The 23884-nt window shown below is 61.7% G+C and carries 24 protein-coding genes and 1 tRNA gene; 17 read left to right on the top strand and 8 right to left on the bottom strand.

What is annotated here, in order from left to right; all coding sequences use genetic code 11:
* Positions 1-177: 177 nt before the first annotated feature.
* Positions 178-897 carry a molybdate ABC transporter substrate-binding protein gene (gene modA, locus M9924_04100; GenBank protein MCO5063580.1) on the top strand — a complete coding sequence of 240 codons (720 nt, stop codon included), beginning with the start codon at positions 178-180 and terminating at the stop codon, positions 895-897.
* 3 nt (positions 898-900) lie between these two features.
* Here modA and M9924_04095 read toward each other — a convergent pair whose 3' ends face one another.
* Together M9924_04095 and M9924_04090 are read right to left on the bottom strand one after the other, a co-directional pair.
* Positions 901-1197 carry a DUF167 family protein gene (locus tag M9924_04095; protein ID MCO5063579.1) on the bottom strand — a complete coding sequence of 99 codons (297 nt, stop codon included), beginning with the start codon at positions 1195-1197 and terminating at the stop codon, positions 901-903.
* A gap of 29 nt (positions 1198-1226) precedes the next feature.
* Positions 1227-1520: a YggT family protein gene (locus M9924_04090; protein ID MCO5063578.1), complete on the bottom strand. Its 294-nt coding sequence runs from the start codon at positions 1518-1520 to the stop codon at positions 1227-1229.
* A 121-nt stretch (positions 1521-1641) separates the two neighbouring features.
* Between M9924_04090 and M9924_04085 the strand changes: the two genes are divergently transcribed.
* Positions 1642-1717 (top strand) — tRNA-Ala (locus M9924_04085).
* A 167-nt stretch (positions 1718-1884) separates the two neighbouring features.
* On the opposite strand, the gene M9924_04080 is transcribed toward M9924_04085, so the two are convergent.
* Positions 1885-2916 (bottom strand): LacI family transcriptional regulator, encoded by a 1032-nt coding sequence (locus tag M9924_04080; protein MCO5063577.1) that lies wholly within the window; start codon positions 2914-2916, stop codon positions 1885-1887.
* A 368-nt stretch (positions 2917-3284) separates the two neighbouring features.
* Between M9924_04080 and M9924_04075 the strand changes: the two genes are divergently transcribed.
* The 9 genes from M9924_04075 (at position 3285) to M9924_04035 (ending at position 12823) form a co-directional block, all read left to right on the top strand.
* On the top strand, positions 3285-4277 hold the full coding sequence (locus M9924_04075) for an ABC transporter permease (GenBank protein ID MCO5063576.1): 993 nt from the start codon (positions 3285-3287) through the stop codon (positions 4275-4277).
* Positions 4278-4303: 26 nt separating this feature from the next.
* Positions 4304-5335 (top strand): substrate-binding domain-containing protein, encoded by a 1032-nt coding sequence (locus M9924_04070; protein ID MCO5063575.1) that lies wholly within the window; start codon positions 4304-4306, stop codon positions 5333-5335.
* A gap of 78 nt (positions 5336-5413) precedes the next feature.
* Positions 5414-6244 carry an ATP-binding cassette domain-containing protein gene (locus M9924_04065; protein MCO5063574.1) on the top strand — a complete coding sequence of 277 codons (831 nt, stop codon included), beginning with the start codon at positions 5414-5416 and terminating at the stop codon, positions 6242-6244.
* On the top strand, positions 6241-7137 hold the full coding sequence (locus tag M9924_04060; protein ID MCO5063573.1) for a hypothetical protein: 897 nt from the start codon (positions 6241-6243) through the stop codon (positions 7135-7137). Before M9924_04065 ends, M9924_04060 begins: the two co-directional genes overlap by 4 nt.
* Positions 7137-7979: a hypothetical protein gene (locus M9924_04055; GenBank protein ID MCO5063572.1), complete on the top strand. Its 843-nt coding sequence runs from the start codon at positions 7137-7139 to the stop codon at positions 7977-7979. Before M9924_04060 ends, M9924_04055 begins: the two co-directional genes overlap by 1 nt.
* The gene (locus M9924_04050) at positions 7976-9169 is read left to right on the top strand and encodes a CoA transferase (GenBank protein ID MCO5063571.1); all 1194 of its coding nucleotides are present in this window, start codon (positions 7976-7978) and stop codon (positions 9167-9169) included. The genes M9924_04055 and M9924_04050 overlap by 4 nt, the downstream gene beginning before the upstream one ends.
* A 214-nt stretch (positions 9170-9383) precedes the next feature.
* A complete protein-coding gene (locus M9924_04045) occupies positions 9384-10352 on the top strand; it encodes a substrate-binding domain-containing protein (GenBank protein MCO5063570.1) in 969 nt (322 codons plus the stop codon).
* 29 nt (positions 10353-10381) lie between these two features.
* The gene (locus M9924_04040) at positions 10382-11851 is read left to right on the top strand and encodes a sugar ABC transporter ATP-binding protein (GenBank protein MCO5063569.1); all 1470 of its coding nucleotides are present in this window, start codon (positions 10382-10384) and stop codon (positions 11849-11851) included.
* A 9-nt stretch (positions 11852-11860) separates the two neighbouring features.
* The gene (locus M9924_04035; GenBank protein ID MCO5063568.1) at positions 11861-12823 is read left to right on the top strand and encodes an ABC transporter permease; all 963 of its coding nucleotides are present in this window, start codon (positions 11861-11863) and stop codon (positions 12821-12823) included.
* 38 nt (positions 12824-12861) lie between these two features.
* Here M9924_04035 and M9924_04030 read toward each other — a convergent pair whose 3' ends face one another.
* From M9924_04030 to M9924_04010, 5 genes are read right to left on the bottom strand one after another with little or no spacing between them, the layout of a single operon-like run.
* Entirely contained in the window at positions 12862-13674 is an 813-nt protein-coding gene (locus tag M9924_04030; GenBank protein MCO5063567.1) for a hypothetical protein, read from the bottom strand.
* Positions 13671-14573, bottom strand: coding sequence for a hypothetical protein (locus M9924_04025; GenBank protein ID MCO5063566.1), 903 nt, complete (start codon positions 14571-14573; stop codon positions 13671-13673). Before M9924_04025 ends, M9924_04030 begins: the two co-directional genes overlap by 4 nt.
* Before the next feature lies 1 nt (position 14574).
* On the bottom strand, positions 14575-15336 hold the full coding sequence (locus M9924_04020) for a 3-oxoadipate--succinyl-CoA transferase subunit B (GenBank protein MCO5063565.1): 762 nt from the start codon (positions 15334-15336) through the stop codon (positions 14575-14577).
* A complete protein-coding gene (locus tag M9924_04015; protein ID MCO5063564.1) occupies positions 15333-16256 on the bottom strand; it encodes a hypothetical protein in 924 nt (307 codons plus the stop codon). The genes M9924_04020 and M9924_04015 overlap by 4 nt, the downstream gene beginning before the upstream one ends.
* Before the next feature lies 1 nt (position 16257).
* The gene (locus M9924_04010; GenBank protein MCO5063563.1) at positions 16258-17037 is read right to left on the bottom strand and encodes an ATP-binding cassette domain-containing protein; all 780 of its coding nucleotides are present in this window, start codon (positions 17035-17037) and stop codon (positions 16258-16260) included.
* 137 nt (positions 17038-17174) lie between these two features.
* Between M9924_04010 and M9924_04005 the strand changes: the two genes are divergently transcribed.
* The 6 genes from M9924_04005 to M9924_03980 all read left to right on the top strand — a co-directional run bounded on the left by M9924_04005 (position 17175) and on the right by M9924_03980 (position 23873).
* The gene (locus tag M9924_04005) at positions 17175-18197 is read left to right on the top strand and encodes a LacI family transcriptional regulator (GenBank protein ID MCO5063562.1); all 1023 of its coding nucleotides are present in this window, start codon (positions 17175-17177) and stop codon (positions 18195-18197) included.
* Positions 18198-18343: 146 nt separating this feature from the next.
* A complete protein-coding gene (locus M9924_04000; protein ID MCO5063561.1) occupies positions 18344-19306 on the top strand; it encodes a sugar ABC transporter substrate-binding protein in 963 nt (320 codons plus the stop codon).
* 82 nt (positions 19307-19388) lie between these two features.
* A complete protein-coding gene (locus M9924_03995) occupies positions 19389-20360 on the top strand; it encodes an ABC transporter permease (GenBank protein ID MCO5063560.1) in 972 nt (323 codons plus the stop codon).
* A gap of 10 nt (positions 20361-20370) precedes the next feature.
* Positions 20371-21264 (top strand): hypothetical protein, encoded by an 894-nt coding sequence (locus M9924_03990; protein MCO5063559.1) that lies wholly within the window; start codon positions 20371-20373, stop codon positions 21262-21264.
* On the top strand, positions 21261-22100 hold the full coding sequence (locus M9924_03985) for a hypothetical protein (GenBank protein MCO5063558.1): 840 nt from the start codon (positions 21261-21263) through the stop codon (positions 22098-22100). Before M9924_03990 ends, M9924_03985 begins: the two co-directional genes overlap by 4 nt.
* 33 nt (positions 22101-22133) lie before the next feature.
* Positions 22134-23873, top strand: a complete 1740-nt coding sequence (locus M9924_03980; GenBank protein ID MCO5063557.1) for an acetolactate synthase catalytic subunit — start codon at positions 22134-22136, stop codon at positions 23871-23873.
* Positions 23874-23884: the final 11 nt, after the last annotated feature.

Below are 23884 nucleotides of genomic sequence, written 5' to 3'. Positions count from 1 at the left end.
CGGAGGGAAGCGTCCGATATTTCGAAAGATTTGTGAAGAACCCAAGTTGCGTGCCGCAAACTGTTGTGTTCATATGAACATAACGAATTGCGCACTCGGCGGGAGGTTCTCATGAAGCGTGGTCTGGTGTTCTCGGTGGTCGTGTCCGGATTGTTGAGCGTGCCGCTGGCTCCCGCGATGGCCGACGACGGTCTGGTCGTATTCGCTGCGGCGAGCCTCAAGAACGCGCTGGACAATGTGAATGCGGCCTGTGAGGCGGATGTCGGGGCGAAGGCCAATATCTCCTATGCTGCCAGCTCTGCCCTTGCAAAGCAGATCGAGGAAGGCGCACCTGCCGATATCTTCATCTCTGCCGATCTCGATTGGATGAAATATCTTTCAGACAAAGGTCTGACCCAGAAGCCGACCGAATTGCGATTGCTGGGCAATCGGATCGTGCTGATTGCGCCGAAGGATTCGAATGCCGAAGTGAAAATCGCGGAAGGGTTTGATCTTGGAGCAGTGGTTGGCGACGGCAAGCTCGCCATGGCGAATGTGGATTCAGTGCCTGCTGGAAAGTACGGAAAAGCGGCACTTGAAAAGCTCGGCGCCTGGGATGGCGTCTCAGCCAAGGTGGCGCAGGCGGAAAACGTCCGCGCGGCGCTCAGGTTCGTTTCAACCGGGGAAGCGGCACTCGGCATCGTCTACCAGACCGATGCGGCTGCCGATCCGAATGTGAAGATCGTCGATACCTTTCCAGAGGACAGCCACCCGGCGATCGTCTATCCGGTGGGACTGACGGCGTCGACCAAGGACCCGGAAGCCGCGAAGTTCGAAGCCTGCCTTCAGACTGACAAAGCAAAGGCCTTGTTCGAGAAGGAAGGCTTCAGTTGGCTCAATCAGCCGCTGTCGAATTGAGGCTCAACCGCGCGCACCAGCTTCCTTCACCCGTTCGAGCAACTGAAGCTCAAGGGAAGGGGCGTCGCCTGCGATAAAAACGGTCTTGATCCGTGACGTTGTGCCACCCGTTACGGCTACCGATCGCTTCGGCATTTCTGTCCATTGCGCGATCAGCTTTTCCAGCGCGGCGTTGGCTTTACCGCTTTCGGGGACGGCGCGGACGCGCGCAGCCAGATGTGTCGCGCCGTCTGCGCCGGTCAGTAAACCTTCAACCCTGTCGACGGAAGATCGGGGTGTGAGCCGCACGGTGATTTCCACGCCGTCAGTTCGAGTTCGTAGCCAGTGGCTCACAGCCCTGCCGAGGAATAGGCAATCTGCACCAGCACCTGTTCCAGGAAAAACAGGATGACGAGCACGACCAATGGCGAGATGTCGACCGTTCCCAGATTTGGCAGGAATTTGCGGATTCGCCGAAAGACGGGCTCGGTCATCTGGAAGAGCGCATTGCCGATCATGCCCACGAACTGATTGCGCGAATTGACGACATTGAAGGCGTAAAGCCAGGAAAAGATGACCGCCAGTATGACGATCCACCAATAGATGTTGAGGACGAACAGCAAGGTATTGATGATCGGTATCATAGCGCGCTCCGGGAACCTCGCGACATGTAGCCACTGATGCGCGCGGCGGCAAGTATCCGGCTGTTCTCAAGTGCCTTGACAGCCGTGGGGAGCGCAACATAAATGCGCGCATCTGGTGGACGGGGCTGTAGCTCAGCTGGGAGAGCGCATCGTTCGCAATGATGAGGTCAGGGGTTCGATCCCCCTCAGCTCCACCAACGGCGTATCGCCAAACCCAAGCCCACAGTTTGTGATTGGAATAGCTGCGTGACTTCCGTGGTTTAGCCGATATTCATCTGGTCTGCTTCGTCAAGGAGATCCCCTGATGAGTTAGTATTCCAGCGATTAAGGTCACCGAGATTGGCTGACCGGCGCAAAGCGCAAATCATCGGCGTGGCGCCGTTGTACTGCCGGACAGGAGCGATACGGGAACGATCTCGCGTTGGGGTGCGGAACTTGGATTTGCTATGCGATTGAGCAAAAGCTGCGCTGCCTTGCGGCCGATTTCGCGCCGTGGTTGATTGACGGTCGTTATGCGCGGCGCATCGGGAAACACCCTATGCCACGCCGGGTCACCGAACGCGTCGTCGAAGCCAGTAACGGAAAGATCCTCGGGAACGGACAATCCAAGCTCGCGAGCCCTGTCGATCAAACCAAGGGCTGCGAAGTCATTGGAGGCGATGATTGCCGTGGGCCGCTGCTCAGGGGGCATGCGAAGGAGGGCGTCGGCTGCGGCGCGGCCGCTTTCCAGATCGTAGCCGCCATCGAAGATCGCCGTCGAGGGTTGGGACAGCCCGAGTTGGTCGATGCGCTTCGCGAACTCGGCGAATCGTTCGCGCGCCGTCGAAGAACTCGCCGGGCCGCGAACGAAGCCCAGACGGGAATGACCGAGGCCCACAAGGTGGTCGACAAGGGCGATCATTCCCTGCGCATTGTCGGGTCCGACATAGTCGAAATTCCCGCTGGCCGGCAGCCGGTTGACAAAAACCGTCGGTGGTCCATTTCGCAGCATGTCGACGATTTCGTCGCCGATGGATTGCGACACGAAGATCAGCCCGTCTGCAAGGCGCTTGATCATTTCGCGCACGAAGGCCAACTGGCGTTCGGGCTTTTCATCGGTATTGCAGAGCAGCAGCGTGCGGTCCGCTGCCGTCAGGATTTCGTCGGCGCCGCGCACGATCCGTGGGAAAATCGGATTGGTGATGTCCGCGATCAGGATGCCGACAGTGTTCGAACGACGCGTGCGTAGTGTCCGCGCTGCCTCCGAACCGCGATAGCCGAGGCGCGCCGCGGTTTCCTCGATCAGCTGGCGCTTGGCCTTCTCGACATATCCGGATCCGGACATTGCCCGGGCCGCCGTCGAGCGGGAGACCCCCGCCTCGCGTGCCACATCCTCCAGTGTCGGAATCTTGTCCATTCAAATCGTCCAATCGACAACGTTGCTGCTTACCGTTCATGGGGGGATGGATCAAGTTGAGCGGAAGTCGGCTTGACGCGGGCCGGCATGTGTGAGATGCATCCCATATGAGATCGATCCCATCTGGTGTTTGGAGGCGCCGGGATCGCTGGGAGGAAGCAGCTGTCGATACGCACGAAGGAGCGAGAGCCTGACTTTTCAGGTCGTCTGAAGGAACTGGCTTGCCGCAGGCGAATGTCGTTTGCGAGCGGAACGCCGCAAAGCTTCTGGCGTCGCGGCTGCATGGTTCTCCCTGATATTGACATATCCCTCCATACACATCGCGGACGTCCAACAGACGGCCGCAGGTCGCAACAGGAGGGATCGATATGACCGATACGCCCAGCCGAATCGATACCCGTGTCTCCACGGCTGCTCAGCCGCCGAGAGGGCCTCAGGCTTCCGTCCTGTGGCAATACAGCCATGTCATCACCTTCGTGGTGCTGTTCGCCCTTGCCAGCGTGATCTCGCCCTATTTTCTCGACGTTACGAACCTTTTCAACCTGGTGCGCGGCGCGTCGATGACCGGCATTGTCGCCATCGGCATGACGATCGTCATCCTTTGCAGGGGCATCGATCTTTCCGCCGGGTCATTGGTCGGGGTGTCGGCCATCACCGCCGCCGCGACCGCCTCGTATGGATCGCCCGTCGCCTGGGCCATCGCGCTCATCCTGTGCACGCTGCTTGGCCTGATAAACGGACTTATCATCACCAAACTGAAGCTTCAGCCCTTTATCGCGACCCTTGCGATGATGATCTTCGCGCGCGGCTGCATCTATCTCTATTCGGATGGTGGAGACGTCTATGCGGACGGCGCGGACAATATGTTCCGCTGGCTGGGATCCGGCTATATGTTGGGCGTGCCCGTGCCGGTCGTGATCTTCGTCGGAACATGGGCGTTGTTCGTCTATTTGATGCACAACACCCGCTGGGGGCGTCATGTCTATGCGGTGGGGGCTAATGAGGAAGCCGCGCGCGTCTACGGCATCCCGGTCGACCGCATCAAGATACAGGTCTATGCGCTGGCCGGCTTTCTGGCCGGTGTCGGCGGCCTGCTTCTGGTCAGCCGCATTTCGGTGGCCGAGGCTAATGCCGGCAATCTCTATGAACTCGACGCCATCGCGGCGGTGTTAATCGGCGGCACGTCCTTCGACGGCGGCGTTGGCGGTGTGGCCGGCACCATTCTGGGTGTCCTTATTCTCGCGATGATTACCAACCTTTTGAACCTTCTGAGCGTCTCGCCCTTCGTGCAGATGCTGGCGATGGGGCTGATCATCGTTGTCGCGGTCGTCATAAGCGACCTGCGCAATCGCAAATCGTGAAACGTCATCCCAAAGGAGGAAAAGCGATGGCCGACAAGACGACGAAATATACTTTATCCACCACCCGACGCGGACTGGTGAAGGCGGGTATCGGGCTCGGTCTCGGTGCGCTGGCGATGCCCGCCCTGATGCGCGCCGCCTTCGCGGAGGGTTCGCTCGCCGGCAAGACCATCGGCTTCTCGCAATCCTATGCCACCGACGAATGGCTCCAGGTCCAGCGCAGCGACGTGCTCGAAAGCGCCAAGGCGAAGGGTCTCGAAGTCATTGCCACCGATGCGCGTGACAAGCCTGCGCAGGAAATCCGCAATCTGGAGGATCTGGCCGTTCGGGGCGTCGATGCGGTGATCCTCATCACCTACTACAAGGACGCCATCGGGCCGGGCATCCAGGCGCTCAACGAGAAGAATATCCCTGTCATCGTGATGTCCTCGGCGCTTAACGAAGGGCAGGAATTTGCGGCTCATCTGGCCGCCGATACCTACGGCACGGCACAGAGGGCGGGGAAGTACTACATCGAGAGGGCCAAGGGTTCCGGCAATTTCGTCCACATCAAGGGCAAGCCCGGTTCGGTGGTCAGCCAGGCGCGCGGCAAGGGCTGGACCGATGCGCTCGCCAAGGAGCCGGACATGAAGATCGTGGCCGAAGCCATCGCCAACTATTCGCGTTCGGAGGCGCTGACCACGATGGAGGATTTCCTGCGCGCCAATCCCAAGATCGACGGTGTCTATTGCCACAACGACAACATGGCCAAGGGCGCGTTGCAGGCCATCGAAGAAGCGGGGCGGCAGAAAGAAATGTTCGTCACCGGCTTCGACGGCATTGCGGTCGAGACCTTCCAGATGATCAAGGACGGGCGGCTGGGTGGCACCTTCGTTTATCCGACATTCGGTGGCGAAGCGGTGGAAGTCGCCTCACGGGTCATCCAGGGACAGAAGGTTCCCAAGGAAATCGTTTTCCCCTCGCCGATGATCAATCAGCAGAACATCGACGAATTCTACGACGCCAAGCAACAGAAGCGCATTGTGCCCAAGGTCGATCTCGCGGCGCTCGGACTTTGAACCGTCCGGGCATCCTCCCCGGCCGGGCGCGCCATTCGTGCGCGCCCGGTCGTTATCAGCCAGGTTCGTGAGGAAAGAATGACGCTTGCCGAAACCAGTGACCGGGTCAGCCCGCAACGGCCCTTGCAGCCCTTCGTTTCGATCCGTGGCCTGACCAAGAAATATGGCGGCCATTTCGCCAATGATTCCATCAATCTCGACATCTATCCCAACGAGGTATTGGCGCTCGTCGGTGACAATGGCGCGGGAAAATCCACCTTCATAAAAATGATCTCGGGCGTACAAAGACCGACCTCGGGAAGCATCCGCATCGACGGGACAGAGGTCGAGTTCCAGTCGCCGCAGGCGGCGCGCGATGCCGGCATCGAAACGCTGCATCAGAACCTTGCGCTGGTCGACGTTTTCACGGTCCAGGAGAACGTCTTCATGGGGCGCGAGCTTCAGCGCCGGGTCGCAGGCTTCATTCCCGCGCTCGATCGCGCGACGATGCGCGAGCGCACGGAAGCGCTTTTCGATGAACTCGGCCTGCCTCGTCCGGACATGAACCGCACCGTTCGCGCGCTTTCGGGCGGCCAGCGACAAGCCGTCGGGATTGCGCGGCTGCTGCTCAATTCGGATGTGCGCCTGCTCATCATGGACGAGCCGATGGCGGCGCTCGGGGTCGAGGAAAGCCGCCTTGTGCTTGAGTTGATACAACGGCTCAAGTCGAAGGGCTTCGCGGTCCTCATCATTTCTCACAATCTCGATCACGTTTTCCAGGTGGCTGACCGGATTGCGATCCTCAAGACCGGGCGGATGGTGGGCACGGTCGAGCGCGACGAGGTCGAGCACGACGCCCTCGTGCACACGATCGTCGGTGGGCGGCTGCCGCCCCACCTCTCGCACAGAAGGGCGGAGCTGCTTGCATGAAATCCAAACTGATGTCGGCCGAGGAGGCCGTCTCACGCATTCCCGACGGATCGTCGATCGCAGTCGGCGGATCACTCCTTCGCCGCCAGCCGATGGCGTTCGTTCATGAACTGGTGCGGCAAAACAAACGTGACCTGTCGCTGCTGACATGGGCGACGACGCTGGCGACGGACATGCTCGCCGCCGCAGGCGCCGTCCGGCGCTGGGACGGCATCTATGCCGGATTCTTCCGGCTTGGCATGGCCCCCAACTTCCGCCGCGCTGTGCAGGATGGCGTGATCGAGGCGCATGACTATTCCGAAAGTGCCATGGTTGCGCGTTTCCGAGCCGCGGCAATGGGGCTCGATTTCCTTCCCAACAAGGCGCTGCTCGGCACCGGGATGGAGGCGAAGAGCCCAGACGAGATCAAGCGGATACCGTGCCCGTTCACCGGCAAGCCAGTTCTGGCGTTGAAGGCGGCGCGGGCGGACTTCACGATACTGCACGGCTATGTCGCGGACGAAGCGGGCAATGTGCAATGGCCGGTTGTGCGCGACAGTGACGACATCGACCAGATGATGGCCTCGGCCTCGCGCCGATTGTTTGTCTCGGTCGAGCGGATCGTTCCGCATGCCCGGATCGCGGCGCGACCGGCACTCACCTACATCCCGCACACATTGGTCGAAGGCATCGTGCATGCGCCGCGCGGCGCCTATCCCACCGCCACGGATGGATTCTACGACGAGGACGAGGCCGCGCTGGAAGACTGGCTGGACGCGGCGCGCGCCGGTCGTTCCCGGGAGTGGCTGCACAGCAACATCAGACCCCTTGCCGACCATGCCGCCTATATCGACCGCAACGGCGGCGAGGAGAGACTTGCGCAATTCGATGTCGCCGAAAGGGAATATCTCTGATGGAACAGCGCGTCCCTGACGTCGACTATACCACCGAAGAATTGATGATCGCGGCCATCGCGGCCGTCCTGCGCAACGGCGAACTTGGCTTTGTTGGGTTGGGCACGGCCTCGCGGGCCTATACACTGGCCGTCGGCATTCCTATCGCAGCCGCGCGTCTCGCCCAGATGACGCATGCGCCCGACTTTTCGATCTACTGGGGCAACCTGCTCACACCATCGCTGGAAGGCATCCCGGAAGCGCAGCTCCAGGATGTTTATACGCGCTGGCCGGCTGCCGCGTCGCCGGTCGATGTCGGCTACAAGATTGATATGGTCACGTCCGGTCGCTTTGACGTCAGTTTTGAAAGTGCGCCGCAAGTGGACCGCTACGGTAATCTCAACATTACCGAGATTGGCGACGCGGGCCACCCGCCCAAAGTCCGACTTGTCGGCTGCCTGGCACAAACCGAACATCTCGCATTCATCCGCAGGCCCATCATCGTCACCGACCTTTCGCCCCGCACTTTCGTGGAGCGGGTGGATTTCGTGACCTCGTTCGGGCACGCTCGGGACGGTGAGGCGCGCGCTTCGCTCGGCCTACCGGGGCCGGGACCGGAATTGTGCGTCACCGACAAGGCAATCTTCGATTTTCGTACGCCGGACGGCTCGATGCGGCTGCGCTCAACCCATCCGGGAACGAGCGTGGCGGAGGTGCTGGCGTCGATGTCCTTCGAACCGATCATCGACGGCGACGTGCCGCTGACGGCCGCGCCGACACCACAGGCAATTCAAATGATCAGGCGGGAGATCGACCCTCATGGTGTGCTCACCGCCCGCAGCAGTCAGGAAAAATCGAAATGAGCGAATCCATTCTGGCGGGGGTCAAGGTTCTCGACCTGTCGCGTTTTATTGCCGGTCCGCACTGCGCGATGATCCTCGGGGACATGGGCGCCGATGTGGTGAAGGTCGAGAAGGCGGGCTTTGGTGACGACAGCCGCCATCTACCGCCTTTCCAGGAAGGCGAGAGCTTTTATGCACTTGCGCTCAATCGCAACAAGCGTTCCATAACGCTCAATTTCCGCGAGCCGGAGGCGCAGGAACTGCTGCGTCGCCTTGCGGGCGAGGCCGACATTTTGGTCGAGAATTTCAGGCCGGGCACGATGGAGGCGATGGGCTGTGGCTGGGATGTGCTCAAGGAGATCAATCCCCGCCTGATCATGACGCGCCTGTCCGGTTTCGGACAGGACGGCCCCTATGCGATGCGGCCCGGTTTCGACGGCATCGCACAGGCGATGAGCGGGCTGATGTCGCTGACGGGCGATCCCGACGGGCCGCCAATGCTCGCCGGAACTTTCTACATCGACTACATGACCGGCATGTACGGCGCCACGGCCACGCTCGGCGCACTTCTGGCGCGCAAGGAGAGCGGTCGCGGCCAGATCGTGGACGTGTCCCTGCTGGAAAGCGCGGTCGCCATGCTCACCACTGCGCTGGCCAGCCAATTGAACCGCAACCAGACGCTGTCGCGCATCGGCAATCGTGACCGCTATTCGGCTCCGGCGAATGTTTTCAAGACCTCATCTGACGACCATGTCCTGCTGCTTTCGGGGACCAATGCGCTGTTTCGCAGGCTGACCGCGATCATGGGCCGCGAGGATATGCTCGCCGACCCGCGCTTTACGTCCGTCGACGACAGGCTGGAGAACGTCGAGGCGCTTGAGGCGGAACTCGCGGCATGGTTCTCAGAACATGACACCGAGACGGTGCTATCCAAGCTCGACAAAGGCGGCGTGCCTCATGCGAAAGTCGCCACTCCCGCCGATGTTGTCCAGAACCCCCAACTCCGGCATCGCAACCAGATCATGGAGATCGACCATCCCAAGATCGGCCACTTCGCCATGCCGGGCCTGACGATGCATTTATCGCTCACGCCGCCGACCCTGCGGCGGATGCCTCCCTCCCTGGGCGAGCATACCGGAGAGGTTCTGGGAGAATGGCTGGGACTGGACGCGGAAGTGCTGGACAGGCTGCGAACTGGAAAGATCTTGTAGGGGCGACTACCCGCGGCAGCGGCAATCGAGCCGCGGCCCCATGCGCGCACGGCGGATGCGCTACGGCTCCGTTTCGAGCGCAACGCCGCTTGACACGACGAGCTTTCTGACGCAATAGAATAAAAACGTTTTTATTTCTGTTCGATCCGGGGCAGGACTGCAATGGGAATTTACTGATCGGTCGCGCTCCTGCGACTATTTTGGGAGGAACTACATGTTGACGATTTCAAAACCGTTCGCGGTCGCCTGCGCTTGCGTTGTGGGTCTGATTGGCCTTGCGGGAAGCGTTCACGCTGCCGACAAGCTGGTTATCGGCGCTGTCCAGATGGATTCGCAGTATGAATGGTATCGCACCGTCGAGATGGGCGCGAAGGAGAAAGCTAAGGAACTGGATGTGGAACTCGTCCTTGCCAACTCTGCCGGCAAGATCGACAAGGAAGATGAAAACGTTTCAAACCTGATTGGTCGCGGTGTAAATGCGATCGTGATCAGCGTGGTGGATTCGAAGGCCTCCATCCCGGCAATGCAGCGCGCGCATGAGGCCGGCATCCCGGTGACCAACTATGACTCCTTTGTCGATTCCGACGTGATGGACACTTTCGTCGGCGTGGACAACACCGAACTTGGCGCGATGATGGGCCGCTACGTGGTCGACTATGTCAACAAGAACATGGACGGCAAGGCCAAGATCGCCCTGCTGACGGTCGTGCGCTATGCGCAATCGGTGAAGCGCCGCGACGGTTTCGTGGCCGAGATCAAGAAAGCGCCCGGCATTGAGATCGTCGCGGAGCAGGAAGGCGTTGTGCCGGAACAGGCGTCCTCGAACCTGGAGACGATGTTGCAGGCCCATCCGGACATCCAGCTCGTCTGGACCGCGAATGAAGGCGGCACGGTTGGCGCTCAGGTCGCCAAGAACTCGACCGGCGCGGACATCAAGATATTCGGCACCGACATGAGCCTTCAGACCGCCGCTTCTCTGCGCGATCCCAACAGCGGCATTGTGGCCGTGGCGACGCAGGACCCTTATTCCATCGGCGTGAAGTCGGTCGAGCTTGCCGTGGAAGCGGCAAAGGGCAACGCGAAGCCGGGCGACTACACGATCCCGCTCGTCCTCTACACGCAGGATGAAGGCGACAAGATCAGCGGCTATCTGGAGAAGTACAAGAGCCTCGCCGGCAATTGACAGGCAACCGCAAGGATTTGCCCGGCGCCATGCTACGGATGCATGAAATCAGCAAGAGTTACGTTGGCGTGCCGGCTCTCCGGCATGTCGACCTCGAACTCACGGCGGGAAGCATTCATGCCCTTATCGGCAAGAATGGCGCTGGCAAATCGACGCTGATGAAGGTGTTGAGCGGAGTGGTGCAGCCCGACGGCGGCACCATCTCCATCGATGGCGAGGAGGTTCGCTTTCGTGGACCCGCCGATGCGCACGCCGCGGGCATCGCCATTGTCCATCAGGAACTCAGCCTCGTTCCCCATCTCTCCATCGCCGAAAACATCTTTCTCGGCGGCTGGCCGCTCAGGGGCGGCCTGTTTCTCGACCGCCGCCATCTCCACGAGGACGCGCGCGCTGTTCTCGCGCGCCTCAACGTGAGTCTCGATCCACGCCTGACCGTTGCCGGCCTGAGCGTGGCCGAACAGCAGTTCGTCGAGATCGCAAAGGCGCTCAGCCGTCATCCACGCATGCTCATCCTCGACGAACCCACATCCGCGCTCGGTGAGTCGGATGCGCGCCGGCTACTCGACCTGCTGAAGGAATTGGCGGGGCAGGGCATGGGCATCATCTATATCTCGCACCGGCTGTCGGAAATCGAGGCCGTTTGCGACCGGGTCACGGTTCTTCGCAACGGCTCGACGGTCGGCGAGACCACCGTGGGCGCTTTCAGCCGTGCCCGGATTGTTGAGATGATGGTTGGTGAGGCCGTAGCCAAGACCCGGCCCGCGGGCGCTGCCCGGCAACAGGTCGTGCTTGAGGTGAGGAACCTGAGCGGCCACGCATTCGAGGATGTCAGCTTCGATCTCCATGCAGGAGAAGTGCTCGGCATTGCGGGCCTGGTCGGTGCTGGCCGGACCGAACTGGTGCGCGCCCTGTTCGGCGCGGATGGTATCCGTTCGGGAACGATAACGGTCCACGGCAAAGAGGTTGCGCATCCTTCCATATCGCGAATGAAGAAGCTCGGCGTCGCATTCCTCCCCGAGGACAGGAAGCAGCAATCGCTGGTGCTCGACCTGTCGGTGCGCGAAAACGGAACGCTGGCAATGCTCGACAGGCTGAAGACCGCAATTGGCCTGTTCGACCATGAGCGCGAACGCGCAATGGTGGCGGACATGGTCGAGCGGCTCGACATCAAGCTCTCGAATCCCGAGACGCAGATCAGGACGCTGTCGGGCGGCAACCAACAGAAGGTCGTGTTCGGCAAGTGGCTTGCGACAAAACCCGGCATCCTGCTCCTCGACGAGCCGACTAGAGGCATCGACGTTCAGGCGCGCGCACAGATCTTCGCCCTCCTCCATGAGCTGGCAAGGGAGGGGTTGGCGGTCATCTTCATCTCCTCGGAAATCGAGGAAGTGCTGGAAGTGTCCGACCGCATTCTTTCAATGGCGCGTGGCCGCATCACTGCCACGCACACAGCCGAAAACGCCGATCTGAACAGCCTCGTGCTTTCGGCCACCGCCTGAGGTTTCCTGATGTCCACAGCTCCCGCAAACAGCCACCGACTGTCCGCGCTTTCGCGCCACATCCTTCTGCTGCTCGTCGCCTATCTCATCCTCTATGCAGTGCTCGCGCTGACGGCGAATAATTTCCTCAGCCCGTTTAACCAGTTCAACATCCTTCGCCAGACCTCGATGATCGCCATCATCGCTGTCGGCATGACCTATGTGATCATCGGCGCCGAGATCGACCTGTCTGTCGGCGCACTGGCGGCGTTTTCGAGCATATGCCTTGCCTATATGGCGGTGAACCTCAACCTCAGCCTCTGGCTTGCCATCCCGGCGACGCTGGCCGTCGGCGCGCTGTCGGGATGCCTGATCGCCTTCTTGCGCGTCAAATTCAGGATTCCGAGCTTCATCACCTCGCTCGCGCTCCTGACGGCGCTGCGCAGCGGCTGCTTCCTCATCAGCGGAGGCTTCCCGATCTCGCCGATGCCGCTCGGCTTCACGGCTCTGGACGGCACCTATGTCGGACCGATACGCCTGCCGATCCTCATCATGGTCGCGGTCTATTTCGTAGGCTTCATTGGACTGCGCCACACACCTTTCGGGCGCTCGGTCTATGCCGTGGGCGGCAATGAGGAAGCAGCGCGCCTTTCCGGCATCAATGTCGGAGCGATCAAGACAGCGATCTTCATCATCAGCGGCGTCCTGTCCTCCTTCGCCGGCATCATGCTGGCGTCACGGCTGAACTCGGCCACGCCCACTGTTGCGGAAGGGTGGGAACTCGACGTCATCGCCGCCGTGATTATCGGTGGCACAAGCCTGTTTGGCGGAAGGGGCAGCGTGATTGGCACGTTCCTCGGCGTGCTTTTCATGACCACGCTCAAGAGCGGCATGGTGCTTCTGGGTGTCCAGCCCTACAGTCAGGGACTGATAAGCGGCGTTGTCATCCTGATTGCCGTTCTGGCCGGCGCGATAGAGTTTCGTCGCCGCTGACAGAGCACTTCCGCAAGGCTTCAAAGCCTTGCGGGACGTCACCTGATCCGGGCGTCGAGGAACAGGCTGTCGGGATCGATCTGCCGCAATAACTCCAGTTCACGCGCATCCGGGACGGGTGTCGTGCCAACCTTTTCGGGCCAGCGGATCGTGAAGCCGACGCTTTCCTCCATGTCGGCACGGGTGACGCCGGGATGAAGCGATTGCGGCTCCATCACTCCGTCATCGGCAAACTGCCAGACGGCCTTGTCCGTGAACACTTTGCGGGGACCGCCGCCGGGGATTCCCAAACGCTTCCGGTCGCCGGGTGCATCTCCGTGACCGAGGGCGGAGCGGAAGTCCAGCTTTTCAACAAAACTGCGGCTTGTCTGGACCATCATGACGAAGGTGCATTGCGCGTAGGAGCAATGATCGGCCTGCGCGATCGAGCCGACGAGGCGAACCTTGGGCCGCGCATGATCGCCGATGCAGACCGTGTTGAGATTGCCGCGCGCGTCGATCTGGGCGCCTGAGGTGAAGCCGACGCTCATCTTGCCCCGTCGGAAATATTCGAGGCATTCCTCGACCCGCACCTGCGCTTTGCTCGGCCACGCGATCAGATAAGGATCGGCGAAATTCGACGGTGTTCTGGCTAGGTCCGGCTCGAAGGTCACGCCATATTGGGTGACGAAGTCGATGCCCCGCATGCGCCGCGCAAGCTCGGAGGCGACGGAGGGCACACCGACCGCCAGCATGAAAGCGCGCCCGCCGGTGCCGAGCCCGATGAAGCCCTGGCCCCCGTCTGGCAATTCGCGCGCGACGCAAACTGCGAGCATGTCGGCAAGTTGCCGGTCTTGCGCGCTGAGGCTCATGATCTGGCAGTCCTCTTCGTTGAAATGTCCATCAGCCGGGCGCTGCCCAGTTTCTGGAGATAGGCGTCATGGCTGCCGGGTTCGGTGATCCAGTCCTTTACCCATGCTTCAAAGCCTTCGGCGCTGGCGCTCGCCTTGTGATAGGCTTCGAGCGCGACGAGGTCGTAGTCGTAGCGGGCATCGCAGCAACAGGGATGCGCGCCATAGGGCGCCTCGACCACACAGGTGACATCCGTCCGCGGAAGAATGGTGTCGATCGGGCGCGCCATGATCGCCTCTTCACTGACGATCTGCTCGACGGTGACGATGACGGTCCGCGCCGAACGGGCGACGAACACGTCGACGGAATTGTCGTGCCAGCGGTCCGCATCGAGCTGGACATTGCCGAACCTGTCGGCGGTGTGGGCATGGATGATGGCCACATCGGGAACGATGCGCTCGACCGCCAGCCAGGTCTCGCCCGTAAACGGATCGGTTACTGGTTTCAAATGTGGGTTCGTCTTCGGCAGGTCCGTGCCCAACCCGGTTTTGCCCGGCAGGTAGGGAACACCCATGGCGGTCGCGCGGAAGCGGTCCATCGCGGTGATCTCCGAATGCTCGATGATCTCCAGCGCTCCGGCCTCGGCCTTGCGACGATAGGCCAAGGCAAGGCCGAATGAGCCGATGCCCACATAGGACGTCTCGACCTTTTCGGCGCAACCAGCGCCGATCAACAGGTCGAAATCCATGCCGTTGTTCCAGCCCACAATATGCAGCTTTCGCCGCTCCTGGCGGATGATTTCGGCCACCATCGCCATCGGATGGCGGCGGCTGGTGTGCCCGCCGATTGCCAGCACATCGCCGTCCTTGATGAGCGATGCCGCTTCTGCAAGCGTCGCGGTCTTGTCTTTGGCGGCCAACTCAGTCCTCCTGCTTGATGTAGATGCCGGCCGGGTCGATTGCGCGCAGCAGGTCCAGAATTTGCGAATCGGGCTGCGGTTCTTCCGCCAGCGTCTCGCAAGGTTCCAGATGGAACCCGATGCCTTCCTGCAACTGCGCCAGCGTGACGCCGGGAAACAGCCGCTCGGCGCGCATGCGTAGCGTTTTCGGATCGAAGCCGAGCACGCCCATGTCGGTGATGATATGCACAGGTCCGCCGCCCGGCAGCCCGGCGGCTGCGCGCGCTCCGGGTCCGGTCAGGTGTCCGGGCGTCGTTATGTAGTTCAGCTTCTCCACGAAACGGCGCTTCCCGGTTCGCGCGATGATGACGGTTCGCCCGGCCATCGAGGCAATGTCGTTCGCACCGCCCGAACCGGGCAGCCTCACCCGCGGCTTTCGGTAGTCGCCGATCACGGTGGAGTTCAGGTTGCCGTAGGGGTCGATCTCGGCGGTTCCCAGAAAGCCGATGTCGATCTTGCCCTGTTGCAGCAGCGACAGGGCCGCGCGGGTTCCCTTGATCGAGGTTGCGCCGTAGGCCAGCCGGTATTCGCCCACCCCAGTTGCAAGCTCCAGCGGCGCGGGATCGATGATGCCGGACTCGAAGACGAGCGTGACCTCAGGCGCATGGGTGGCCTTGGCCAGATAGGCGGCCACCATCGGCAATCCGGTGCCGATGAAGGCGACCTCGCCGTTTGCGATCTCGCGGGAGGCGGCAATCGCCATCAATGCATCGGGATTGCTCATCGCGCGCCTCCGGGACGATAGCCGAGCGCAGGGTCCGGCCTCAGCGCCAGAAGCCTCGTCACGCCTGCGCGGTCCAGCCAGTCCCAGTGGTTTCGCGGCGATTTCAGATGCTGTTCGATCCATGCGGTGCAGCTTTTCGCGTCACGTGAGGCTTCGTAGTAGCTGCGCAGGAAGTCGAGATCGGGGTCGTAATAGCCGTAGACGCCGGTCGGCCACGCTCCGAATGGCAGATGAACCACGGCATCCACCATCAGGCCGGGCAGAAGGGTTGCTTCCGGCCTGCGCGCGAAGGTCTCGCCGGGCACGATCTCCTCGACGGTGACGATCACCTTCTTTGCCGCCGCCGCCTGTTCCTCGATCACCGACGAAGCGCCGAAAAGCTGGACATTGCCGCGTTTGTCGGCGCGCGCGGCATGAATGATGGCGACGTCGGGCGACAGGGGCGAGGTGACGGTCACCTGCCGCGCATCGGCGAAGGGGGAAGCAAGCCGCGCGGTCTTTTGATCCGGCCTTTCAAAGCCTGCAACCGCGACGATATCGGTTCCTGCTTCGGCGAGCAGCGGCATGAAGGGCAAGCGCTGCCCGGCTGCCACGAAGCGCATGACCATGCCGAAATGGCTGTGGTCCTCCACCTCCAGTTCGCCTGCCTCGATCGCCTCCGAAAACCGCCGGCATCGTCCGAATCCCTCGAACATGAAATTGGAGAACCAGCAGCGATCGAGCATGCCTGCGGCCGCGAGCCATTCCGCTGCCCAGCATTCCGCGACGCCCATCAGCGCAAGTTTCGAGCGCCCCTGAGCGATCAGCGCGCGCAGGAAGCCGAGGGGCTGGTGTGAATGGGCGAAGCCGCCTGCCGTGATCGCGCTTCCGTCCGGCACCATTGCCAGCGCTTCATCGAGTAATATCAGCTTGCCGCTCATGTCAGGCCGCTTCGATCTGGCGCTCGCGCGCACCGGTTATCAACGCCACGATATTGTCTCCGGTCACTCCCCGGGACGGCAGGTCGCCGACCTTTTCGCCACGCCGCAGCACAATGATCCGGTCCGCCAGATCGAGCGCCATCGGCATCTGGTGGGTAATCAGGATGATGGCGACGCCTTCCGATTGAAGTTTGCGCACGGCCTGCATCGCCCTTTCGGTTTCCTGCACGCCGAGGGCAGCGGTTGGTTCGTCGAGCACGACGAGCGCGCTCTTCCAGAGCTTCGTGCGCGCCAGCGAAACAGCCTGGCGCTGGCCCCCGGAAAGGCCGGACACGTTGGCACGTGGCGAAGGCACGTTAATTGTCAGGCCGTGAAGAGCCTCGGCGCTGCGGCGGACCATTGCCCGCTTCGCCAGAAATCGCAGCGGGCCGAAGCCGACGGTTTCCTCGCGGCCGAGAAAGATGTTTTCCCAGACCGAAAGATTGTTGCAGAGACCGAGGTCTTGGTAGACCGTCTCGATGCCGAGCGAACGCGCCGCGTCGGTCGAGGCAAGGCGCACCGGCTGGCCCTTGAAATTCATTTCGCCCGCGCTCGGCTGGATCGCGCCAGAGATCAATTTGACCAATGTCGATTTGCCCGCGCCGTTGTCGCCCACCAGCGCAACCGTCTCGCCGCTCCGGATGTCGAGATCGACGCCCCGCAGTGCTTCGATGCTGCCGTAATTCTTCTTGAGGCCGCGAATCCTCAGCAGGATTTCGCGAGGTGAATCTTCACCTGCCATGACTTCCTCCCTTGATCCCTTGTCCCTCCTTTGATCCCTTGTCATCGACACAGAAGCGGAAACACGGTATCTCTAAAACAAGCAGATCATAAAAACGTTTTTACGCGGTACACTTATTCGCTGTCAATGAGGTCGGGGTGCAAGATCGTAAACGTGTGACAATCAAGGACGTCGCAAGGGAAACCGGGCTTGCGCTGTCAACCGTTTCGAACGCACTCGCCGGCAAGTCGCTTGTCAGGCCCGAAACCCGCGCCCAGGTCATGGAGGTGGCGGAACGGCTGGGCTATAGGGCGTCGATCGTTGCCCGCTCGCTTCGTGCGCATCGCAGTTTCGCGCTCGGCATCCTCATCGAGGATGTCGCGAATCCGTCTGCTTCCGCCTTCGTCAGGGGTGTTGAGGATGTTGCGCTCAAAGCCGGCTGCACGCTCCTGCTGGCCAGTACGGACGGCGACCTCGACCGTCAGGTGAATGCCATGCGCACGCTGATCGACCATCAGGTGGACGGGCTCGTGATGATTTCCCAGCATCTTGACGACGACAGGGTGCGGGACCTGCTGGCCGCCGGTGTGCCCGCGGTGCTCCTGCAAAGGCGTCATGCCAGCCTTTCGCTGGATTATGTGGGGTCCGACAATCGCGGCGGTCTGGTCGAGGCGCTGCGCTATGTGAAGCGCATCGGCCATCAGCGAGTCGGTTTCGTCACGGGACCGCTGAAGTCGAGTTCTGCTCAGGAAAGGCTGTGTGCCTTTCGCGAAACGGCGGTCGAGTTGGGTTTTGAGGATCCGGAGAACTACATTTTTGAGGGCCGCTACAGCTTTCAGAAGGGTCTGGAAGCCGCAGGCTTCTTTTCCAGCCTGCGCACCCCTCCGACCTGCGTCTTCGCAAGCAACGACATGAACGCCATCGGCCTGATGCAGGGGCTTTCAGAGCGCGGGATAAGCGTGCCGGGCGATATCTCGGTGGTTGGGCTGGACGATATCGACCTTGCCGCGCTGAAGTCGATCGACCTGACGACGATCCGGCTGGAGAAGCGCGCCATGGGGACGAGCGCGGGTCAATTGCTGCTGAAAAGGATCGACGATCCGTCGCGTCCGCCCGAAACGCTGATCCTGCCGACGCGGCTCATTGTGCGCGGCTCGACGACTTCCGCTCAACCTCGCTGAACTTTTCGGTTGACACTTTTTGTTGCTCTTGCGTATTCCTGAATAGAAACGTTTCTATTGATCGTCGCCGACCGGCTTTGCATGCATGTCGGCGACGGTGAACGAGAAAAAATCGCGTCGAGCGGAAACGTTAAGGGAGGAATACAATGATCAACAGATTGGTGAATGCGATTGCATCGGTCGCGGTGACCGGTGTCATGCTCATGTCGACGCCTGTCTTCGCGCAGGACGGGAAGCTCTCCATCGGTGCGCTCATCTATGCCCGCGACTCGCAATTCTGGCAGCAGGTCGAGCGCGGCATGTCGGATGCCGCCGCGAAATATGATGTAGACCTCGCCGTCGGCCTCAACCGCAGGCAACTGGCAACGGAGGCGCAGGTCGTCGAGGATATGGCGACGCGCGGCGTGAAGGCAATCATCCTTCCGCCGCTCGATGCGCAGGCGTCCGTCGCCGCCGTCAAGCGGGCCAAGGACCGCGGCATCATGATCGTCGACTACGACGCGCCTCTGGCCGATGCGGACGTGGCGAGCCATACGATCGGCGTCGACAGTGTCCAGCTCGCCGCGACGGTTACGAAGAAGATGCGCGAGGAGCTGGACGCGGCAGGCGGCGGCAAGATTGCGCTGATCACGCTTCCGCCGACCAATCCCAACATGCAAAACCGCCTCACCGGGGCGATGTCCAATCTTGAGGACGGTTCGATCGAGATCGTCAACAAGATCGCGGCGGCGACCCCCGAGCAGGGCGCCAACGCGCTGGAGACGATCCTGCAGCGCACACCGGACGTTTCGGCCGTCTGGGCGTCCAATTCGGGCTCGATGTCGGGCGCTGCCGCTGCGGCGCGGCGCACCTCCAGCAAGGTAAAGCTCTACGGCGTGGACATGAGCCAGGAACTGGCCGAGGCGATGCTGGACAAGGACGGCAATGTCTACGCGGTATCCGACCAGCAGCCCTACAAGATCGGCTATGTGGCGGTCGAGACCGCGGTCAAGAGCCTTAAGGGCGAGGCGCAGCCGCGCAAGGTTTCGGTCGACGTCAAGCTCTACAGCCGCGACGACCCTGACAACATCAAGTCCTATCTCGATCTGGTGAAATCCTTGGCGAAATGAGGACTTTGGGGACGCGGCGGCGTGGGCCAGCATGCAGCCGCCAGCATCCCCGGAACGGAACGCCCGAAAGCAGATGATCGTCATGCAATCCAGCATCAAAAGCGGAAGGGGGGTTCCAAGCCCCGGCGTCGACCTTTCGGCATGGCGCGCGGAGATCGGCGTCGCCGTTGCCCTTGCGGCGCTGGTCGTGCTTTTTTCCCTAAACGCCCAGAATTTTCTTTCCACTGAAAATTTCACCACCCTTCTGCAACAGACCTCGGTGATCGCGATTATCGCGGTCGGCATGACGATGGTGATCGTGACCGGGGAGATTGACCTTTCGGTCGGGGCACAGGTCGGGCTGGCGGGCACACTGTTTGCCGTATTCACCGTACAATTCGGCATTCCGATCTACCTGTCGGCACTGCTCGTACTGGCGCAGGCGGCGCTCGTCGGCGCCTTTGTCGGCATGCTGAGAGTCGTCTGGGAAATTCCGACCTTCATCACCACGCTCGGCCTGTTGTCCGCCCTGCGCGGCGTGGCGTTCTACGTCAGCGACGGTCTGACCATCGGACCGATGCCGCGCGATCTTGAAGTCATCTGGTATGGCAGCTTCCTTGGACTTTCCTTTCCCGTCTGGGCCATGATGGCGGTCATCGCGGCAGGCTGGATCGTGCTGTCGACAATGCCCTTCGGGCGCCATCTCTATGCAATCGGCGGCGACGCCGAAACGGCGCGCAGATACGGCGTCAAGGTCGCGCGGCTGCGCATCGCGGTGATGGTCATCGTCCAGATGCTCAGCGCGGCGGGCGGCATGATGCTTGTCGCGCGGCTCAATTCGGGCAGTCCGACCGTGGGCGAGTTGATGGAACTCGACGTGATCGCCGCGGTCATCGTCGGCGGCACCCTGCTTTCGGGCGGCAAGGGCCGCATCATTGGCACCATTCTTGGCGTCTTCTTCGTCGCCGTTCTCCGCAACGGTCTCGTTCTCAACGGGATTGATCCCGTCATCTTCCTGATTGCCCAAGGCCTCGTGATCATCCTCGCGGTCTGGTGGTCGATGCTCCGCAGATAGGAAACGGAAAGTGTCACGCTCTAAAGTCATCTCAGCAGCGGAAGCCGCTCAAAGCGTGCCGGACGGCGCGCGCATCGCCTTCGGCGGATTCGCTGTCTATCAGAAGCCGATGGGCTTCGTGCGCGAACTCGTGCGGCAGGGGCGCAGGAACCTCACCGTCATCGGTTCGGCCCAGTCCTATGAGGTCGACCTTCTGGCGGCTGTCGGTGCGCTTGCCTGCGTGGAGACATCCTATGTCGGGCTGGAAGCATATGGTCTGGCACGGCAGTACCGGCGCGCGGTCGAGGCGGGCAGGCTGCGCGTCGTCGACTACCCGGAAATGGTGAGTTGGGACAGGTTTCGCGCCAATATGGAGAACCTGCCGTTCTGGCCCGTTCCGTTCCTCGGCGGTCTCGACATCCTGACCTCAAACCCCGACATCAAGAAGTTCGATTGTCCGCTGACGGGTCGCATCATGTATGCGGTTCCAGCCGCCAATGCCGAGGTCGCCGTCATCCACGCGCTTGCCGCCGACAGGCGGGGCAATGTGGTGTTGCCGCGCCGCTACCTGCTGCCCCAGTCGAACGACGTTCTGATCGCGCGATCCTGCGACCGGGTCATCGTGACCGCGGAGAAGATAGTCGACGAGGCCTTTATCCGACGCCACGCGGACCAGGTGCAGATCGCATCCTATCAGGTGGAGGCGGTGGTCGAAATGCCGTGGGGCGCACACCCGACACCGGCCCTCGGCGCCTATAACGCCGACCGCGATGCATATGGCGAATGGGTTGCCGCATCCGAGAGCGACGAAGCGCTCGATGTGTGGCTCGAGGCATTTGTGCGCGTGGATGGCAACGATGCCTATCTGGACCGCATAGGCGGCGCCCGCCTGGCCAAGCTTGTAGATCTGGGAGATTTGTCGTGAGCGCTGAAATCGCACCGCGCCGTACCGGCGATGTCACGCTTTACGAGACATTGGCCGCGCTGCTTGCCATGGACATGGCCGACCGCGAGGTGGGCTTCACGGGACTGCTGACCGGCAAGGCGGCGGCGATCTGGGGCACCGGCATTCCCGTCGTCGCCATGGAGCTTGCGCGACGCCTGCACGCGCCCGACCTGACGATGTTGCTCGCGGGCTGCTATCACAATCCCGACCTCAGCGTGCTCGACAGGATGCCGGATTGCGAGCATGACGCGCAGCTCAGGGACCTTCCGGCCGAGGCCCGCACGCGGGATTATCCCGGCCATTGGGCGCTGAAGCGCGGTGACATCACCTTCGGCTTTTCGTCGGCGGTTCAGGTCGACAAGGTCGGCAACATCAATTCTGTCTGCATCGGGCCGCATGACCGGCCGAAGGTCAGGCTCGTCGGACCCATCCTGCAACCCGAGCACATGGTCTGCTTCCGGCGCGAATACGTGATGATGCCGCGCCACGAGCGAAGGATCTTCGTGGACAAGGTCGACTTCGTTTCGGGCGTCGGCTTTCCCGGCGGCCGCAAGGGTCGCGAGGCGCTCGGTCTCGACTGGGGCGGTCCGCGCTTCGTGCTGACGCCACTTTGCGTTTTCGATTTCGACGAGGATACGGGACGGATGAAGGTCCGTTCCATCCACAAGGGCGTTGATCCGCAGGAAGTGCGCGACGCCACGGGATTTGATTTGGGTTCCCTGGACGGCGCGCCGCAAACGCCTGAACCGGATGCCGAAATCGTCCGCTTGATCCGGGAGGTCATCGATTCTCGCGGTCTGCTGTTGCCATCATAAGCCAAGGGCATTGCCCAATACTGGAACGAGACTATGAACGCTTACGCAAAAGAACCAGAACAAATCTCGAATATGACCGGCGCGCAGGTTTTTGCCGCCGCGCTCAAACGACATGGGGTGGAGGTCATCTTCGGCCAGTCCATTCCCTCAGCACTTTTTCTCGCGGCCCCGGACTATGGAATCCGGCAGATCGGATACCGCACGGAAAATGCAGGTGCTGCGATGGCTGATGCCTATGCGCGCACCAGCCATAAGGTGCCGGTGGTGACGGGCCAGAACGGACCAGCCGCGACGCTTCTGGTCGCGGGCCTCGCGGAAGCTCTGAAGGCGTCGATACCCGTGGTAGCGATCGTGCAGGACGTGCACCGCAAGATGACCGACCGCAACGCCTTTCAGGAGCTCGATCATCTCGACCTGTTCAAGGGTGTGGCGAAGTGGATACGCCGCGTGAGCGAAGCCGAGCGCATCGACGACTATATCGACATGGCCTTCACGGCGGCTGCATCCGGGCGTCCGGGTCCGGCGGTGCTTATCGCGCCCATCGATATGTTCGATGAGCCAGTGGCACGCTATGAGCATCCGCGGCAGGCCAATCTCGGCAGCTTTCCGCTGGATCGTTCGGGTCCCGATCCAAAGGCGATAGAACAGGCAGCCGAACTGCTGGCGTCGGCCAAGGCTCCTCTGGTGATCGCCGGCGGCGGCGTGCATGTGTCCGATGCCGCCGACGAGCTTGCCGAGCTGCAGGAAGTCGCATGCCTGCCGGTCGCAACAACCTCGATGGGCAAGGGTGCGGTCTCGGAAGAACATCCCCTCAGCCTTGGCCCCGTCGGCTATTTCATGGGCACGCGGGCGCGCGGCAAGTTCCTGCGGCCAATGGTCGAGAATGCCGACGTCGTTCTTCTTGTCGGAAACCGGACCAACCAGAACGGCACCGATTCCTGGTCGCTGTATCCGCGCGACGCACGATACATCCAGATCGACATCGACCCGCAGGAGATCGGCCGCAACTACGAGGCCGAGGTGCGCATCGTCGCCGACGCCAGGCTGGCGTTGCAGGCGCTGACCGAGGCAATGAAGACTCTCGACCTCTCTGCTCGCAAGAAGGCGCGTGCGGGGGTCGAAAAGACCATCTCGGAAGGCATCCAGGCGCATCGCAAGGAAGTTGCCCGAGTTGTGGACATGGACAAGTCGCCGCTCAGGCCCGAGCGTCTCATGCGCGATCTGAACACCATACTCACGCCGAACGACATCGTCGTGGCCGATGCGAGCTATTCGTCGATCTGGGTTGCCAATTTCCTGGAAGCCAGGAAGGCGGGGCAGCGTTTCCTCACGCCGCGCGGTCTTGCCGGGCTGGGCTGGGGACTTCCCTTTGCGCTTGGCGCGAAGGCCGCCCGTCCGGACGCAAGGGTGGTCGGCCTCGTCGGTGACGGTGGGTTCGCGCATGTCTGGTCCGAGCTTGAAACCTCGCAGCGCATGGGTCTACCGGTGACGCTGATCGTGCTGAATAACCAGATTCTCGGCTACCAGAAGCATGCCGAGAAAGTGATCTGGGGCGACCACACCGATGTCTGCGATTTCGCAGCTGTCGATCATGCGGCCATCGCCCGGGCGTGCGGACTGACCGGCATTCGCGTTGACAAGCCGGAGGAGTTCCTGCCCGCCCTTGAAAAGGCAATGGCTTCCCGGTCGACGGTCGTCCTCGACGTCATCACGGACGAGCGCGCTTTCCCGCCGGTCACGCTGTTCGAGGACAAGGAGAGGCTCGATTACTAGAGAGGGAGCGC

The sequence above is a fragment of the Rhizobiaceae bacterium genome, assembly GCA_023953835.1.
GTDB lineage: Bacteria > Pseudomonadota > Alphaproteobacteria > Rhizobiales > Rhizobiaceae > Mesorhizobium_G.
Note: the sequence above shows the minus strand (reverse complement) of the source record. Positions and strands in the feature narration are given on the sequence as shown.

Coding starts and splice junctions, on each gene's coding strand:
- modA (MCO5063580.1), top strand. CDS start 178: ATGGCCGACGACGGTCTGGTCGTATTCGCTGCGGCGAGCCTCAAGAAC.
- M9924_04090 (MCO5063578.1), bottom strand. CDS start 1,520: ATGATACCGATCATCAATACCTTGCTGTTCGTCCTCAACATCTATTGG.
- M9924_04080 (MCO5063577.1), bottom strand. CDS start 2,916: ATGGACAAGATTCCGACACTGGAGGATGTGGCACGCGAGGCGGGGGTC.
- M9924_04075 (MCO5063576.1), top strand. CDS start 3,285: ATGACCGATACGCCCAGCCGAATCGATACCCGTGTCTCCACGGCTGCT.
- M9924_04070 (MCO5063575.1), top strand. CDS start 4,304: ATGGCCGACAAGACGACGAAATATACTTTATCCACCACCCGACGCGGA.
- M9924_04065 (MCO5063574.1), top strand. CDS start 5,414: ATGACGCTTGCCGAAACCAGTGACCGGGTCAGCCCGCAACGGCCCTTG.
- M9924_04060 (MCO5063573.1), top strand. CDS start 6,241: ATGAAATCCAAACTGATGTCGGCCGAGGAGGCCGTCTCACGCATTCCC.
- M9924_04055 (MCO5063572.1), top strand. CDS start 7,137: ATGGAACAGCGCGTCCCTGACGTCGACTATACCACCGAAGAATTGATG.
- M9924_04050 (MCO5063571.1), top strand. CDS start 7,976: ATGAGCGAATCCATTCTGGCGGGGGTCAAGGTTCTCGACCTGTCGCGT.
- M9924_04045 (MCO5063570.1), top strand. CDS start 9,384: ATGTTGACGATTTCAAAACCGTTCGCGGTCGCCTGCGCTTGCGTTGTG.
- M9924_04040 (MCO5063569.1), top strand. CDS start 10,382: ATGCTACGGATGCATGAAATCAGCAAGAGTTACGTTGGCGTGCCGGCT.
- M9924_04035 (MCO5063568.1), top strand. CDS start 11,861: ATGTCCACAGCTCCCGCAAACAGCCACCGACTGTCCGCGCTTTCGCGC.
- M9924_04030 (MCO5063567.1), bottom strand. CDS start 13,674: ATGAGCCTCAGCGCGCAAGACCGGCAACTTGCCGACATGCTCGCAGTT.
- M9924_04020 (MCO5063565.1), bottom strand. CDS start 15,336: ATGAGCAATCCCGATGCATTGATGGCGATTGCCGCCTCCCGCGAGATC.
- M9924_04015 (MCO5063564.1), bottom strand. CDS start 16,256: ATGAGCGGCAAGCTGATATTACTCGATGAAGCGCTGGCAATGGTGCCG.
- M9924_04010 (MCO5063563.1), bottom strand. CDS start 17,037: ATGGCAGGTGAAGATTCACCTCGCGAAATCCTGCTGAGGATTCGCGGC.
- M9924_04000 (MCO5063561.1), top strand. CDS start 18,344: ATGATCAACAGATTGGTGAATGCGATTGCATCGGTCGCGGTGACCGGT.
- M9924_03995 (MCO5063560.1), top strand. CDS start 19,389: ATGCAATCCAGCATCAAAAGCGGAAGGGGGGTTCCAAGCCCCGGCGTC.
- M9924_03980 (MCO5063557.1), top strand. CDS start 22,134: ATGAACGCTTACGCAAAAGAACCAGAACAAATCTCGAATATGACCGGC.